At 73.3% G+C, this 14220-nt stretch carries 17 protein-coding genes and 1 pseudogene; 10 read left to right on the top strand and 8 right to left on the bottom strand.

The window, feature by feature from the left end; translation table 11 throughout:
• Positions 1-14: 14 nt before the first annotated feature.
• A complete protein-coding gene (locus EAO71_RS28380; protein WP_147980657.1) occupies positions 15-962 on the top strand; it encodes a hypothetical protein in 948 nt (315 codons plus the stop codon).
• A gap of 2 nt (positions 963-964) precedes the next feature.
• Positions 965-1324 carry a GntR family transcriptional regulator gene (locus tag EAO71_RS28385; RefSeq protein WP_147980658.1) on the top strand — a complete coding sequence of 120 codons (360 nt, stop codon included), beginning with the start codon at positions 965-967 and terminating at the stop codon, positions 1322-1324.
• 71 nt (positions 1325-1395) lie between these two features.
• On the opposite strand, the gene EAO71_RS28390 is transcribed toward EAO71_RS28385, so the two are convergent.
• Entirely contained in the window at positions 1396-2004 is a 609-nt protein-coding gene (locus EAO71_RS28390) for a histidine phosphatase family protein (RefSeq protein WP_147980659.1), read from the bottom strand.
• A gap of 235 nt (positions 2005-2239) precedes the next feature.
• Here EAO71_RS28390 and EAO71_RS28395 point away from each other — a divergent pair, with 235 nt between their 5' ends.
• Both EAO71_RS28395 and EAO71_RS28400 read left to right on the top strand, forming a co-directional pair.
• Positions 2240-2470, top strand: a complete 231-nt coding sequence (locus tag EAO71_RS28395) for a CbtB domain-containing protein (RefSeq protein WP_147980660.1) — start codon at positions 2240-2242, stop codon at positions 2468-2470.
• A gap of 14 nt (positions 2471-2484) precedes the next feature.
• Positions 2485-3303 (top strand): CbtA family protein, encoded by an 819-nt coding sequence (locus EAO71_RS28400; protein ID WP_147980661.1) that lies wholly within the window; start codon positions 2485-2487, stop codon positions 3301-3303.
• A 97-nt stretch (positions 3304-3400) separates the two neighbouring features.
• On the opposite strand, the gene EAO71_RS28405 is transcribed toward EAO71_RS28400, so the two are convergent.
• Complete coding sequence (locus EAO71_RS28405; RefSeq protein ID WP_147980662.1) at positions 3401-4360, bottom strand: D-2-hydroxyacid dehydrogenase family protein; 960 nt, start codon at positions 4358-4360, stop codon at positions 3401-3403.
• 169 nt (positions 4361-4529) lie between these two features.
• On the opposite strand from EAO71_RS28405, the gene EAO71_RS28410 reads away from it, so the two are divergent.
• Both EAO71_RS28410 and EAO71_RS28415 read left to right on the top strand, forming a co-directional pair.
• A complete protein-coding gene (locus tag EAO71_RS28410; protein WP_147980663.1) occupies positions 4530-5996 on the top strand; it encodes an APC family permease in 1467 nt (488 codons plus the stop codon).
• Positions 5993-6433, top strand: a complete 441-nt coding sequence (locus tag EAO71_RS28415) for a hypothetical protein (protein ID WP_147980664.1) — start codon at positions 5993-5995, stop codon at positions 6431-6433. The genes EAO71_RS28410 and EAO71_RS28415 overlap by 4 nt, the downstream gene beginning before the upstream one ends.
• A gap of 45 nt (positions 6434-6478) precedes the next feature.
• Here EAO71_RS28415 and EAO71_RS28420 read toward each other — a convergent pair whose 3' ends face one another.
• Positions 6479-7219: a PP2C family protein-serine/threonine phosphatase gene (locus tag EAO71_RS28420; RefSeq protein WP_147980665.1), complete on the bottom strand. Its 741-nt coding sequence runs from the start codon at positions 7217-7219 to the stop codon at positions 6479-6481.
• A 144-nt stretch (positions 7220-7363) separates the two neighbouring features.
• Here EAO71_RS28420 and EAO71_RS28425 point away from each other — a divergent pair, with 144 nt between their 5' ends.
• The 4 genes from EAO71_RS28425 to EAO71_RS28440 all read left to right on the top strand — a co-directional run bounded on the left by EAO71_RS28425 (position 7364) and on the right by EAO71_RS28440 (position 10684).
• Positions 7364-7663, top strand: a complete 300-nt coding sequence (locus EAO71_RS28425; protein ID WP_147980666.1) for a hypothetical protein — start codon at positions 7364-7366, stop codon at positions 7661-7663.
• 176 nt (positions 7664-7839) lie between these two features.
• The gene (locus EAO71_RS28430) at positions 7840-8322 is read left to right on the top strand and encodes an SAM-dependent methyltransferase (RefSeq protein WP_147980667.1); all 483 of its coding nucleotides are present in this window, start codon (positions 7840-7842) and stop codon (positions 8320-8322) included.
• 76 nt (positions 8323-8398) lie between these two features.
• Complete coding sequence (locus EAO71_RS28435; protein WP_147980668.1) at positions 8399-9175, top strand: hypothetical protein; 777 nt, start codon at positions 8399-8401, stop codon at positions 9173-9175.
• Positions 9176-9313: 138 nt separating this feature from the next.
• Entirely contained in the window at positions 9314-10684 is a 1371-nt protein-coding gene (locus EAO71_RS28440) for an FAD-binding oxidoreductase (RefSeq protein WP_147980669.1), read from the top strand.
• 6 nt (positions 10685-10690) lie between these two features.
• Here EAO71_RS28440 and EAO71_RS28445 read toward each other — a convergent pair whose 3' ends face one another.
• The 5 genes and pseudogenes from EAO71_RS28445 to EAO71_RS28465 form a co-directional block, all read right to left on the bottom strand.
• Complete coding sequence (locus tag EAO71_RS28445) at positions 10691-10927, bottom strand: hypothetical protein (RefSeq protein WP_147980702.1); 237 nt, start codon at positions 10925-10927, stop codon at positions 10691-10693.
• Between the two features lie 262 nt (positions 10928-11189).
• Positions 11190-11540 carry a MerR family transcriptional regulator gene (locus EAO71_RS28450; RefSeq protein ID WP_147980670.1) on the bottom strand — a complete coding sequence of 117 codons (351 nt, stop codon included), beginning with the start codon at positions 11538-11540 and terminating at the stop codon, positions 11190-11192.
• Positions 11541-11751: 211 nt separating this feature from the next.
• Positions 11752-11919, bottom strand: a pseudogene (locus tag EAO71_RS28455) (CBS domain-containing protein); the annotation flags it as partial.
• Positions 11920-12019: 100 nt separating this feature from the next.
• Positions 12020-13456, bottom strand: coding sequence for a DEAD/DEAH box helicase (locus EAO71_RS28460; protein ID WP_147980672.1), 1437 nt, complete (start codon positions 13454-13456; stop codon positions 12020-12022).
• 265 nt (positions 13457-13721) lie between these two features.
• Positions 13722-13925, bottom strand: coding sequence for a cold-shock protein (locus tag EAO71_RS28465; RefSeq protein WP_030939356.1), 204 nt, complete (start codon positions 13923-13925; stop codon positions 13722-13724).
• Positions 13926-14220: the final 295 nt, after the last annotated feature.

The raw sequence follows: 14220 nt of genomic DNA on the forward strand, positions 1-14220 counted from the left end.
GAGGGGGTTCTCCGATGAACCGTGGTCCGACCCGTCTCCGCCTGCTCGCGGCCCTGCCGTTCCCGCTCGTACTCGCCGCGCACACCACGCTGTTCGTGCGCTGGGGCGACCGGCTGCCCGACCCGCTCGCCACCCACTTCTCCGCCGGCGGCGGGGGCCGCGCCGACGGATGGACCGGTGCGACGGCCTACGCCCTGATCGCCTCCGGACTGCTCGTCGCCCTCGGCGCCGGCTGGACCCTGCTCGTACGGCGCGGCGCGCTCTGGGGCGCCTGGGCGACGGCGGGCTTCACCGGCGCCCTGCTCCTCCTGGTCCTCGGCGACAACCTCGACGCGGTCGACGCGGCGACGGTCACCTCGCCGCCCGCGCACCTCCTGGTCGCGGGGGCCGCGGCGGGCGTCGCCGGGCTCCTCGGCCTGGCCCTGACCCGTCTCGTACCGCCGGAACCCGCGGTCCCGCCGGGGCCGGGGGCCGTGCAGGCCCTGCCGCTCGGGGCGACCGAGGTCGCGGGCTGGTCCCGTGGGGCGGGCTCGCGCGCCATGGCGTCCGTCGGCGCGGTGACCGGGACGGCGGGCCTCGCCCTGTTCGTCGCGGGACCCTGGCCGGTCGCGCTCGTCCTCCTCGTCTCCGGTCTGCTCGTCCTGCTCCTCGCGGGGGTCCGCGTCAGCGTCGACCGCCGCGGGCTCACCGTCCGGCCCACGCTCGCCCCCTGGCCCCGGATCCGGGTGCCCCTCGACAGGGTCGAGGGCGCGAGCGTCCGCGACGTCGACCCGCTCGCGGACTTCGGAGGCTGGGGCTACCGCGTGCGGGCGCACGCCACCGGGGTGGTCCTGCGCTCGGGCCAGGCACTGGTCGTACGGAAGGACGGCGGCCGGGAGTTCGCGGTCACCGTGCCCGACGCGGCCACGGCGGCGGCGCTCCTCAACGCGCTCGTCGAACGCCGTGGGCATGGGAAGGTCTGACCATGCTCTTCCGGGTCGACCCCGCCTCCGCCGTACCGCTCGGCGACCAGATCGCGGGCTGTGTCCGCGGCGCCCTCGCCGACGGCTCGGCCGTCCCCGGCGAACGCCTCCCGGCCGCCCGGGAACTCGCCGACTCCCTGGGCGTCAACGTCCACACCGTCCTGCGCGGCTACCAGCGCCTGCGCGAGGAGGGCCTGATCGAACTGCGCCGCGGCCGGGGAGCCGTCATCGTCCCCGGCGCCGCCGTCCAGGACCGGGCCCGGCTGGTCGGACGCGTCCGCGACGTCCTGGCGGAGGCACGCGGCCTGGGCCTGACCGAGGACGAGATCCTGGACCTGGTCAGGACCGCGCTGACGGGTTGACGGGCGGGCCCGTCCCACGGCCCCGCGCGGTGCCGCCACGGGCCCGCGCGGTGCGGCGCCGGTCGGCGTGCTCAGTCGGTGTCGCCGCCCGCCCCCGTGAACGGCCCGCCGAGGCGCAGGTTCCAGCGACCGGAGCGGCCGCTGAGGTGCACGCCGGCCAGCGGCCGCACGTCCAGCCGCCAGAAGACCCGGTCGTCCGCGCCGAGGGCGTGGACCACCACGGCCCGGACGACGTCGGGCTCGGCCACGACGAGCACCCGGCCCGCCGGGTGCGGCGCGTCCAGCCAGCCGCCGACCCGCTCGCGCAGCGCCCGCAGGGACTCGCCGCCGTGCGGGGCGGCGTCCGGGTCGGAGAGCCAGGCGGCCACCGACTCCTCCTCCTCGCCCACGAGGGCGTCCAGGGTCCGGCCCCGCCAGCGGCCCATCGCGCAGCCGGCGAGGGCGTCCACCGGAGCAGCCCCGGGGAACCCGAGCGCCTCCGCCGTCTCCCGGCACCGGACCGAGGGCGAGACGAGGACGCGCGCCCCGGCGCCACCGGACGTCCGGACCGGGTCCAGGGCCCGCCCCAGCTCCTCCGCCCGGGTCCGGCCGGCCGCCTCCAGCGGTTCGCCGTCGTCGAAACGGGCCTCGCGCAGCGCCGCGTTCACGGCGGGAGCGATCAGCGTGACGCGTGCGGTCATGGGTGACACATCCCTCAGGCTTCCATGCGCTCTTGGCCGCGAGGGCCCCGCGCGGTACGTTCTCCGCGACATTTCCATATCGACGACAGCACGACGGAAGCCGGTGCAACTCCGGCACGGTCGCGCCACTGTGAGCCGTGCCCGCCCGAACCAGGGGCGGAGCGCGGTGAGTCAGACCCGGAAGCCGTCGTCGCGCACCACCGTATGGGACGCGAGTTCCCGAGGAGGTACCACCATGGCCGAGGCCCTCGCCTCATCCGCCGTCTCTTCCACCCCCACCGTCGCCCTTCCGGCATCCCTGCCGGTCCGCGCCGTGCTGCCCTGGGCCGCGTTCGCCGGAATCCTGATGCTGGTCGCGCTCTACTTCGTCGGCGCCGAGCAGGGCGCCCTGTCCGTCTTCGCGGGCAGCGACGTGCACGAGTGGGTGCACGACGGTCGTCATCTGCTCGGCTTCCCCTGCCACTGAGGGGCGCCACGCACATGAACACCGCAACCGGTTCCACCGTGGGAAGACTGCTGCTCCGCGGCATGCTCGCGGGTCTGCTCGCCGGACTGTTCGCCTTCGCCGTCGCGTACGTCGCCGGTGAGCCGTCCGTCGACGCCTCGATCGCCGTCGAGGAGGCCGCGGCCGCGAAGGAGGCCCACGCCGACCACGGCGCGACGTCCGGGCACGCCGCCGAACACGCCGCCGACGAGGAGGAGGAGATCGTCAGCCGGGACGTCCAGTCCACGGCCGGCCTCGCCACCGGCGTCCTCGTCTACGGGATCGCCCTCGGTGGGATCGCCTCCCTCGCGTTCTGCTTCGTCCTCGGACGGGTGGGCCGCTTCACCCCGAAGGCGACCGCGGCTCTCGTCGCCGCCGCCGCCTTCACGACCGTCTACCTGGTGCCGTTCCTGAAGTACCCGGCGACCCCACCGGCGGTGGGCAACCCGGACACCATCGGGAAGCGCACCACGCTCTTCTTCCTGATGATCGCGTTGAGCGTGCTGCTCGGCATCGCCGCAGTCGTGGCGGGCCGCCGTCTCGCGCCGCGCCTCGGCAACTGGAACGCGACCCTGGTCGCGGGCGCCGGCTTCGCCGCCGCGGTCGTGATCGCCTGCGCGGTCCTGCCGGGCAACGAGGACGCGGTGCAGGAGGGCTTCCCGGCCGCCGTGCTCTGGGACTTCAGGCTCGCGACCCTGGGGATCCAGCTCGCGTTGTGGGCGGCCTTCGCGGTCGTCTTCGGCCTGTTCGCGCAGCGGCTGCTCACGCCGCGCGAGGCAGCCGCACCGGCGGCCCCGGCGGCTTCGGCCGTCTGAGCCCCGACGACGGGCGCCGGTGACGGCCCCGCACCTTCCCCGTCCGCGGGGGGTGCGGGGCCGTTCCCGTCTCACGGCGCCGCATCCCTTCCGGGGCTCAGCGCAGTTCGCGGATCGGCGCCCCGGCCAGCCACGCCTCGATGTCCTCGACCGCCCCGCCGTGGAACCGGGCGTAGTTGCCCTCCGTGACGTAGCCCAGGTGCGGCAGTGCGAGGACGTTCGGCAGGGTGCGCAACGGGTCGTCGGCCGGGAGGGGTTCGGTCGCGAAGACGTCGAGGCCCGCCCCCGCGATCCATCCCTCGCGCAGGGCTCGCAGCAGCGCCTCGCCGTCGACGAGGCCCGCGCGTGAGGTGTTGACCAGCCGGGCCGTGGGACGCATGGCGCGCAGTTCGTCCTCGCCGACGATGCCGCGGGTGCGGTCCGAGAGCACCAGATGGAGCGAGACGACATCGCTGCCGGCCATCAACTCCCGCTTGTCCGCGACGCGTCGGACGCCGTGCTCGGCGGCGCGCTCGTCGGTCAGGTGCGGGCTCCAGGCGACCACGTCCATGCCGAAGGCGAGTCCGACGCGGGCGACCCGGCCGCCGATCCGGCCGAGACCGAGGAGCCCGAGGGTCCGCCCGGCCAGGTCGGTGCCGACGGTGGACTGCCAGGGACCGCCCTCCCGCAGGCCCTGCGCCTCGGTCCGCACGTGCCGGGCCAGCCCCAGGATCAGCGCCCAGGTCAGCTCGACGGGCGGTTCGGCGCTGCTGGTGGTGCCGCAGACCGTGATCCCGTGGCGCGCGGCCGCGGCCAGGTCGATGGAGGCGTTGCGCATCCCGGACGTGACGAGCAGCCGCAACCGGGGAAGCCGGTCGAGCAGCTCGGCGTCCACCGGGGTCCGCTCCCGCATCACGACCACGATCTCGCAGTCCTCCAGGGCGGCCACCAGGGCGTCCCGGTCGGTCAGGTGCTCGCGCAGGACCCGGACGTCGACCCGGTCGGCGAGCGCGCTCCAGTCCGCGGAGGTGAGGGCGACGCCCTGGTAGTCGTCGAGTACGGCGCAGCGCAGCTTCATGGCGCCCATGATCGCCCACGGGAGCCTACGGGAGAGGGCGCGGGTGCGCGCGCCGGTGCTGCGGCAGACGGGTGAGCGGCCCGATCCGACAGGACAAACCGTGGAGAGGGCCAAAGAATTGCCCTGATTCGTCCCGATCCAAGGGAACGTTCCGGAGAGCGGAGAACGCATGAGTTCCATGGACGTCCCCGCCGAGGTGCCCCGGCAGGTGACACACACGGCCGCCGCCCGCACACCGGCCAACCCCACGATGACCTGGGTCACGCTGGCCCTCATGACCACGGCGTCCGTGGCCAGCCTGCGCGCCGCCCCGACGATGGCGGTCTACGGCCTGGCGTGCGTCTTCCTCTACCTGGTCCCGGCCGTCGTCTTCCTGCTGCCGACCGCTCTGGTCTCCGCCGAACTCGCCTCCGGCTGGACCGGCGGTGTCTACCGCTGGGTCTCCGAGGGCCTGTCCAAGCCGCTGGGCTTCCTCGCGGTCTGGTGCCAGTTCGCGATGACGATCTTCTACTACCCGAGCCTGCTGGCCTTCGTGGCCTCCACGATCGCGTACATCATCGACCCGGCGCTCGCCTCGAACGGGCTCTACACCGCCATCGTGATCATGGTGCTGTACTGGACCGGCGTCTGGGTCTCCTCGCGCGGCACGAAGGCCCTGGCCGGACTGGCCAGTTGGGGCCTGGTCATCGGCACCCTGATCCCCGGCACGGTGCTCGTCGTGCTCGGCATGGTCTTCCTCGGCCAGGGCAACCCCTCGGCCGCGCCCATGAACGCGGACCACCTGCTCCCGCAGTGGACGGGCCTGGCGAGCCTGGTCCTGATCGTCAACAACTTCCTGTCCTACTCGGGCATGGAGATGAACGCGGTCCACGTCTCCTCGCTCAAGGACCCGCCCCGGGAGTACCCCAAGTCGATGTTCCTGGCGGTCGTGCTGGTCCTGCTGATCTTCATCCTGCCGGCGCTCGCGATCAGCTGGGTCGTCCCGGCCGACCAGCTCAGCCTCACCGCGGGCGTGATGCAGGCCTTCGAGGCCTTCTTCTCGTACTTCAACGTCGGCTGGATGACGCCGATCGCCGCCGTCATGCTGATCTCGGCCTCCCTGGCCGGCATGCTCACCTGGCTGGCCGGACCGTCCAAGGGCCTGCTGGAGATCTCGCGCAGCGAGGGCTACCTGCCGCCGTTCCTGCAGAAGCTCAACAAGTACGGCATCCAGCAGAACATCCTCGTCACCCAGGGCGTCGTGACCTCCCTCATCGCCCTCGCGTACGCGTTCATCCCGAACGTGTCGAGCGTCTACTGGATCTTCTCGACGATCACCACGCAGGTGTACCTGATCGTCTACCTGCTGATGTTCGCGGCCGCCGTCCGGCTGCGGAAGACCCAGCCGGACCACCCGCGCGGCTACCGGGCCCCCGCGCTCGTCCTCATCTGCACCGTCGGCTGGCTGTCCTCGCTCGCGGCGCTCATCATCGGATTCGTCCCGCCGTCGCAGTTCGGCGGCGGCAGCGTCTGGTCGTACGTCCTGTTCATCGGCTGCGGTCTGGGCGTCCTCGGGCTGCTGATCCCGTGGCTGTTCCTCCACTTCCGCAAGCCCAGCTGGCGCACGGCCGCGGCCGACGACGGAGGTGCCTCATGAGTCCCACCCGGTTCGCGTCCGAGCACAAGTGGATCTACGTGGGCTCGATCGTCCTGCTCGTCGGGATGGTGGTCGTCGGCCTGATCCAGTACTCCGCCGTCCGGCGGACCAACCAGACCGCGAAGAAGGCCGACGAGCTGAACACGAAGCTGGTCGAGGCGGGATTTCCCGCGCCCGACACGGACATCACCGAGCGCCTGCTCGGCACCGACGGCGGCGTCGTCTGCGAGGACCCGGGCAGCACCCTCAACAACGCCCTGTGGAAGGTCCACCAACTCTCCAACGGCGCGACGGGCCCGGGCATGCGGCCGGTCATCGCCGACAGCACGGCGGTCGAGATCGAGCGGATCGTGCTCCAGGTCTACTGCCCCGACGAGGTCGACGAGTTCGAGGACGACCTCGACGACCTGAAGACGGACGACACCGTCCGCAGATGAACGCGGGCCGCACGGGCGACTGCCCGTGGGGCCGGCGGGGGCCCGTCACGCGCCGATCCGGATCAGCGCCAGCGTGATGTTGTCGGGCCCGCCCGCCTCGATGGCGGCCTTCCAGAGCTCGAAGGCCGCCCGGCCGTCGTCGTGGGCCCGCAGCAGCCCGTCGAGGACCTCGTCCGGCACCGGGTCGGTCAGGCCGTCGCTGCACACCAGGAAGCGGTCCTCCGCGGCCAGTGGGTGTTCCTCGACGTGCGGGGTGACGGCGCTGAAGACACGGCTGCCGCCGAGGGTCTGGGTGACGAGGGACGTGGTGCGCCGGCCCGGCTCCGGTGGCGGGCTGTCGTCCACGCTGAGCCTGCGCAGCGGCTCCGCCCCGGCGTCGTACACGCGGCTGTCGCCGACGTTGAAGACCAGCAGCGTGTCCGGCAGGACGACGACGCCCGCGACCGTGGTCCCCATGGTGGCCTGCTCGGGGTCGTCGCTCGCGGCCTCGTACACCGCGCGGTTGCAGGTGTTCAGCGCGTGCCGGACGGAGTCGGCGCCGTCCAGGGACGTACCCGCCCGGGCCAGCCGGCCGACCACCAGGGCGCTGGCGACCTCACCGGCGGGCTGCCCGCCCAGGCCGTCGGCGACCGCGACGACGAGCGGCGTGCCGAGGGGGAACAGGAACGTCTGGGGGCTCTCGGTCACCGTGCCGCACAGCGTCCAGGGACCGATCGCGAGGCTGTCCTCGTTGTGCTCGCGGACCAGCCCGGCGTGGCTCAGCGCGGTGACGGCTGTGTACGGCACCTCTCACCCCGCTCTCCGTCGTGGCGGGTGTGTCCCTCACCCCATTGTCCCGCCGGAATGCGGGGTGCCGCCCGCCGGAGCACGCTGGTGCTGGAGCCGCCGGTCCGCCCGACCGGCGGCCCGGCCACGAAAGGACTGCCGCAGATGTTCGCGAGGCTGAGCACGTACCAGGGATCACCCGTTCCCCCCGCGGGTGACCTCAGCGCCAACGCCGAGAGCGTCGTCGGACGCATCAGGAACCTGCCCGGCTTCCTGGGTGTCTACTACATGGTCGACCGGCCCTCGGGTAAGGCCAGGACGCTGACCCTGTGGGCGAGCGAGGACGCCATGCGCGAGAGCGAGGAACTGGCGTCCCTGATCCGCGAGGAGGTCGCCACGCGGGAGGGCCAGCGGATCCTCTCGATCGAACGCTTCGAGGTCGGCTTCAGCCATCTGCGACCGTGACGTCGGCTCCGCGGGACGCCCGGGCGGTCCCGAGCCCGGCTCCCCGGCCAGGTCCTCGAAAACGCCGCAGCGGCCGCCCCTCGAACGCGATCATGGTGAGGATCCGCGGGCGACCCCCGCCGTCCCGCGCCGCGAACGGGCGCCGGGGCACCGCCTCCTCACGAAGGGCAGCACCGATGGACGAGAGCACCGAACCGGCCGGCCTGACGACCCGCGCGGTGGGACGGGTGATCGGCGGCCGGGAGGAGGTCCGCGACGACGAGTGGGGCGCCATCTCCGCCGTGATCCGGCTGGACGCGGCCCGCTTCGGCCCGGAGGCGCTCGCCGGCCTGGACGCGTTCTCGCACGTCGAGGTCGTCTACCACTTCGACCGCGTACCGGAGGAGCGGATCGAGACCGGGGCGCGGCACCCCCGCGGCAACACCGACTGGCCGCTGGTCGGCATCTTCGCCCAGCGCGGCAAGAACCGCCCCAACCGCATCGGCGTCTCGCGCTGCCGGCTGCTGCGGACGGAAGGACTCGACCTGCACGTCCAGGGCCTGGACGCGGTCGACGGCACCCCGGTGCTCGACATCAAGCCGTACATGACGGAGTTCGGCCCGCAGGGCGACGTCCGGCAGCCCGACTGGGCCACCGAGATCATGCGCCACTACTACTGACCGGGGCCGGCGGCACGGCGTCCGCTCCGTCGGCGCCTCCCCGGGATCAGCGGGCCGCGCGGCTAGCCTCCGCGGCATGCTGCGTATCGCCGACACCCGCACCGGACGCCTCGTCGAGGTCCCCTCCGCGCGCCGCCACCTGCTGCGCCTCTGCGTGCACCTGCCCACCGCCCCGGACGGACCGGGCGCCGTGGACCTGCGGGTGCCGCTCGTCGGCGACCTGCTGGCGCGCACCGCGGAGCTGCACGGACTGCAGTCCCACACCGTTCTCACCGCACACGGCCCCGCGTGGTCGCCGGAACGGAGCCGGGACCTCGACCGCGCCCTCGCCGCGCTCGGCGTCCACCCGCCCGCCGTGACCGGCGCGCCGCCGACGACGGACGCCGCCTGCGCCGCCGCCGACGTGCACGTACACGCGCGCGGCGAGGTGCCCGACGCGGCCGGCGGGGTGCCGACCGAGGTGGGCACCGGCGGCGCCGTACCGCCGGGGCTCCTCGACGACGCCCCGGCGCCGGGCCGCGACCCGCTCGCCGTCCGGCTGCTGCTGCTCGGCCGCCCGCACGCCGCCCCGGTGACCCTCGACGAGGCCGCCCTCGACGACGCCCGGCGGACGCTCGCCCACTGGCGCCGGCAGGTGGCCGCGTGGGCGCGCGAACCGTCCCGGCCGGTCCCCGCCGAGGTCCTGAGGGAGGCCCGCGACCGGCTCGCCGACGACCTCGGCGTCCCCGCCGTCCTCGCCCTGCTCACCGCCGTCGCCGAGAGCGCCGACGTCCCGCCCGGCGCCCGGTTCGAGACCTTCGCCCTCCTCGACCGCGTCCTGGGCCTGGACCTCGCCCGGGAGGTCGGCAGCTAGGTCCTGTCCGGGGCGTGTCTTGCCGATCTTGCCGGGCTCCCGGCGTCCTGAGACTCCGCCTCCCGCGGCTCCGTCTCCCCGGTTGAGGCCGTGGCCCATCGGCGTAGCGTGAAGGAGGGGCACGGACGAGGAGCGGTGATGGGCAGGCTCTCGATCGACCAACTGCGCGAGCGGGTACGCGGGATCGTCGTCACCCCGGAGGACGACGGCTACGACACGGCACGCGCGGTCAACAACGCCATGATCGACAAGACCCCGGCGGTGGTGGTGACCTGTGCCAACGCGGGCGACGTCATCGCGGCGGTGGACTACGCCCGGGAGAACGGGCTCGATCTCGCGGTGCGCGGCGGCGGCCACAGCGTGCCGGGCTTCGGCACCTGCGACGACGGCGTGGTCGCCGATCTGTCGGCGATGCGCGGGGTCCGCGTCGATCCCGTGGCGCGGACGGCCCGTGCGGAGGGCGGCGCGACCTGGGGCGACCTCAACGCGGCGACCCACGCCTTCGGACTCGCCACGACCGGCGGGATCATCTCCACCACCGGGGTCGGCGGCCTCACCCTCGGCGGCGGCATCGGCTATCTCGCCCGCGGCCTCGGACTGAGCTGCGACAACCTGATCTCGGCGGACGTCGTGACCGCGGACGGCCGCCTGCTCGTCGCCAGCGAGAAGGAGAACGAGGACCTCTTCTGGGCACTGCGCGGCGGAGGCGGCAACTTCGGCGCGGTGACCTCCTTCGAGTACCGGCTCGCGCCCGTGAAGGACATCTACGGCGGGCCGATGCTCTTCGAGCTGGAGCACGCCGGCACCGTGCTGCGCGCCTTCCAGGAGCTGATCGCCGACGCGCCGGAGCAGTTCGGCGGCTTCCCCGCGTTCCAGATCGCCCCGCCGCTCCCGTTCATCCCGGAGGACCGGCACGGCGACCCCTTCGTCCTGATCGTGTCCTGCTGGTCCGGCCCGCTGGACGAGGGGCCGCGGGCCGTGAAGCCCTTCCACGACATCGCCCCGGTCGTCGCCGAGCACGTCGGGCCGATGCCGTACCCCGCGCTCAACAGCGCCTTCGACGCGCTCGTGCCACCCGGTCTCCAGCACTACTGGAAGGCCAACTTCGTCACCGAGCTCAGCGAGGACGCGATCGAGGCGCACCTGCGGCACGGGCCCCGGGTGCCGGCCGTGAACTCGACGGTGCACATCTACCCGATCAACGGCGCCTGCCACCGGGTGGCGCCGGACGCCACGGCCTTCGCCTACCGGGACGCGTCGTTCGCCACCGTCATCGCCGGCATGTGGCCCGACCCCGCCGACAACGAGGCGAACATCGCCTGGGTCCGCGACTACTACGCGGCCACCGCCCCGCACTCCGAGGAGGGCGGTTACATCAACTTCATGGCCGACGACGACCAGAGCCGCATCAAGGCCAACTACAAGGGCAACTACGACCGCCTGGTCGACGTCAAGCGCGCCTACGACCCGGGGAACCTGTTCCACCTCAACCAGAACATCAAGCCGTAGGAGTGGTCAGGACTCCTCGACGTGCGGGCCCCCGCCGGTCGGCGGCCTGCTGGTGGCGAGCCAGGAGCGGGCGGGGCCGGCCGCGGTCTCGGTGTCGACGGTGAGGTGAAGCCGGGTGCCGCCGCCGGGGGCGGGGTAGCTGCGCTGCTCGGTGCCCGAGAAGCAGCGGCGCAGTACCTCGGCCACCGCCCGGGCCGTCTCCGGCGAGGCGGCGACGATCCGGATCTCGGCGTGCCCGGCCATCGGCAGGGACTCGGTCTCGTAGGGGTCCACGGCGGGACCGTCCTCTCGGAGGGGGCGCGTCAGCGTCGGCGGGCCGTCGGCCTTCGGGACGCTTCCGGGGATCGCGACGACACGGATGCCGGGCGGAGGAACTCCCGGTCCGTCCACTCTATGTCGGCCCCTTCGGCGAGGACCGGTGGCGGGAACGCGGGCGGTGGGCTGCTTCGGCGTCGTCGACGCGACGGTCCCACCTCACCGGCCGGGTGTCCGGCCACCCGCGCGCTCAGTCGGTGCCGTCGGTGCCGTCGGCGCGGCGTGCCGCCTCGGCGCTGCGGAATTCGGCGTTGATGCGCTGTGCCTCCTCGAGCTGGTCCTCGAGGATGACGATGCGGCAGGCGGCCTCGACCGGTGTGCCCTGGTCGACGAGCTCCCGGGCCCGGGCGGCGATGCGCAGCTGGTAGCGGGAGTAGCGGCGGTGCCCGCCCGCGGAACGGAGCGGGGTGATCAGGCGGGCCTCTCCGATGGCACGGAGGAAGCCGGGTGTGGTGCCGAGCAGCTCGGCCGCCCTGCCCATCGTGTAGGCGGGGTAGTCATCGTCGTCCAGGCGGCCGCCGAGCGAGTCGTCCGCTGTCATCTGCACCTCTTCCAGGGAGCGCGTCAGGGCCCTGGTGCGCATATGGCACCGGGGCCCGAGGGAAATTCAACACCATCCGCCGCTCCCGCCGCCCCGCCGACCGCACCGGGACAGCGGTGAGGGCCCGACCGGCGCGTGCCGGTCGGGCCCTCTCCACTGCCCTGGTCCTCGGCCCCGGAGGCCGTTCCGTCCGTCAGACGGACACGGGGGTCCCGAGGACGTCGCGCAGGCGGACCCGGTCCGTGTACGCCGTGCCGTCGCGGATCGTCGTGAGGTGGGCCATGGTGACCAGCCCGGAGCGCTGGTCGTCCTCGTCGCAGACGATCAGGTGCGCGGAGCGCGCGCTGGTCAGGACCGAGATCGCGACCTCGACGGTCATGTCGTCACGGACCTGCGGCGCGGGCTCGACCGTGGTCGTGTGCGTCGGGGGAAAGGTCAAGAGGTTCCTCCTGCGGGGACGGATCGGGGTGCCTGGCTGTTCAGGCGGCCGGACGCCGTACGGGCGCACGCCGGACGCCGGGGCCGCGGCGCCGGCCGCGGGCCGCGCCACCGCGGTCGGAGCGTTCGGCCTCCGGGGCGGTGATGACGACCGGGACGCCGGACGGGGTCCGGGCGCCGGTGATGCGGTTCAGGGCCTCTTCCCCGGAGCGGACCTGGGTGGTCGTCGGGGTGATCCCGGCGGTGGCCATGAGCCGCGCCATGTCGCGGCGCTGCTTCGGGGTGACCAGGGTGACGACACTGCCCGACTCGCCGGCGCGGGCGGTGCGGCCGCCGCGGTGGAGATAGTCCTTGTGATCGGTGGGCGGGTCCACGTTGACGACCAGGTCGAGGTCGTCGACGTGGATGCCGCGGGCGGCGACGTTCGTGGCGACGAGGACGCTGACGTGCCCGGTCCTGAACCGCGCGAGGGTCCGTGTGCGCTGCGGCTGCGACTTGCCGCCGTGCAGGGCCGCGGCCCGGACGCCGCTGCTCAGCAGGTGGGTGGTGAGCTGGTCCACGGCGTGCTTGGTGTCCAGGAACATGATGACGCGGCCGTCGCGTGCGGCGATCTCGGTGGTGGCGGCCTGCTTGTCCGCGCCGTGCACGTGGAGCACGTGGTGCTCCATCGTGGTGACCGCGCCGGCGGACGGATCGACGGAGTGGACGACCGGGTCGGTCAGGTAGCGACGCACGAGCAGGTCGACGTTGCGGTCGAGGGTGGCGGAGAACAGCATGCGCTGGCCCCCGGGGCGCGTCTGGTCGAGAAGGGCGGTGACCTGCGGCATGAAGCCCATGTCGGTCATCTGGTCGGCCTCGTCGAGGACGGTGATCGCCACCTGGTCCAGGCGGCAGTCCCCGCGCTCGACGAGGTCCCGCAGCCGGCCCGGCGTCGCCACGACGACCTCGGCACCGCCGCGCAGGGCGCCGGCCTGGCGGCCGAGGGACATTCCGCCGACGACCGTGGTCAGCCGGAGCCTGACGGCGCGGGCGTAGGGGGTGAGGGCGTCGGTGACCTGCTGGGCCAGCTCGCGCGTGGGGACCAGGACCAGGGCCAGCGGCTGACGGGGCTCGGCGCGCTGTCCGGCCGTACGGGCGAGCAGGGCCAGTCCGAAGGCGAGGGTCTTGCCGGAGCCGGTACGCCCGCGGCCGAGGACGTCGCGGCCCGCGAGGGAGTTCGGCAGGGTGGCGCCCTGGATCGGGAACGGCACGGTCAGGCCCTGGCTGGTGAGGGCGGCGAGCAGCCGGTCGGGCATGTCGAGGGCGGCGAAGGTCTCGACCGCGGGCAGTGCGGGGGTGACCGTCCGGGGCAGTGCGAACTCGCCCTGGACCGTGGTGCGATGACGGCTGTGGCCACCCGGGTGGCCGGGGCGGCCGAAGCGGCTGCTACCGCCGTGGCGGGTGCGGGCGGGGCGGGCGTCGGTACGTGCGTGGTTCATGCGGAACCTTCCTCGATACGGCGCATATCAAGGAATTCCCGCTGCAGGTGCGGCGCGGAGAATTGCGAGAACGGGCCGGCTGAAATGCGATGTGAATCCGCTCGGTGGCGCGTGCGCGTCGAACCGGGTGCGCGGAATGGCGCGCCGGTCGCCCGGGGATTCCTCGGAGTCGTCCTGCGGCGGTCGGAACCCCCGCGGAAAATGCATACAGCTGGGGCCCGCACCCCGAAGGATGCGGGCCCCAGCTGCGAAGTGCGCGCCGGCGTCAGGCGGGAACGATGTTCTCGGCCGTCGGGCCCTTCTGGCCCTGCGCGATGTCGAAGCTGACCTTCTGGCCTTCCTGCAGCTCGCGGAAGCCCTGGGCGGCGATGTTCGAGTAGTGGGCGAACACGTCGGGGCCGCCACCGTCCTGCTCGATGAAGCCGAAGCCCTTTTCCGCGTTGAACCACTTCACGGTTCCAGTAGCCATGTCATATCTCCTTTGGGGCAGTACAGCGGAATCCGCACCGTGCGGATGCCGTGTCGCCGCGATGATTACCCCGTCCGGAAACGACCGGCGTTCTTGACAGCATTCCCAGGGCCGCGAGGGCCTGCTGGGCGCTTGGAATTTCGGGAACCACAACTGCAACTGATATCGACAGTAGCACGTCGAAGCGGCTCGCGGATTCTCTTTGAATTCGCTCCGCCCGTCGCGGGAAAAACCCTCACCACGCGGCTCGTCACATTCTCATCCGGCGGGCACAGATATGCTCGCGCGCCCGGTG

It is taken from the genome of Streptomyces sp. MS191 (assembly GCF_008042125.1).
Lineage (GTDB): Bacteria > Actinomycetota > Actinomycetes > Streptomycetales > Streptomycetaceae > Streptomyces.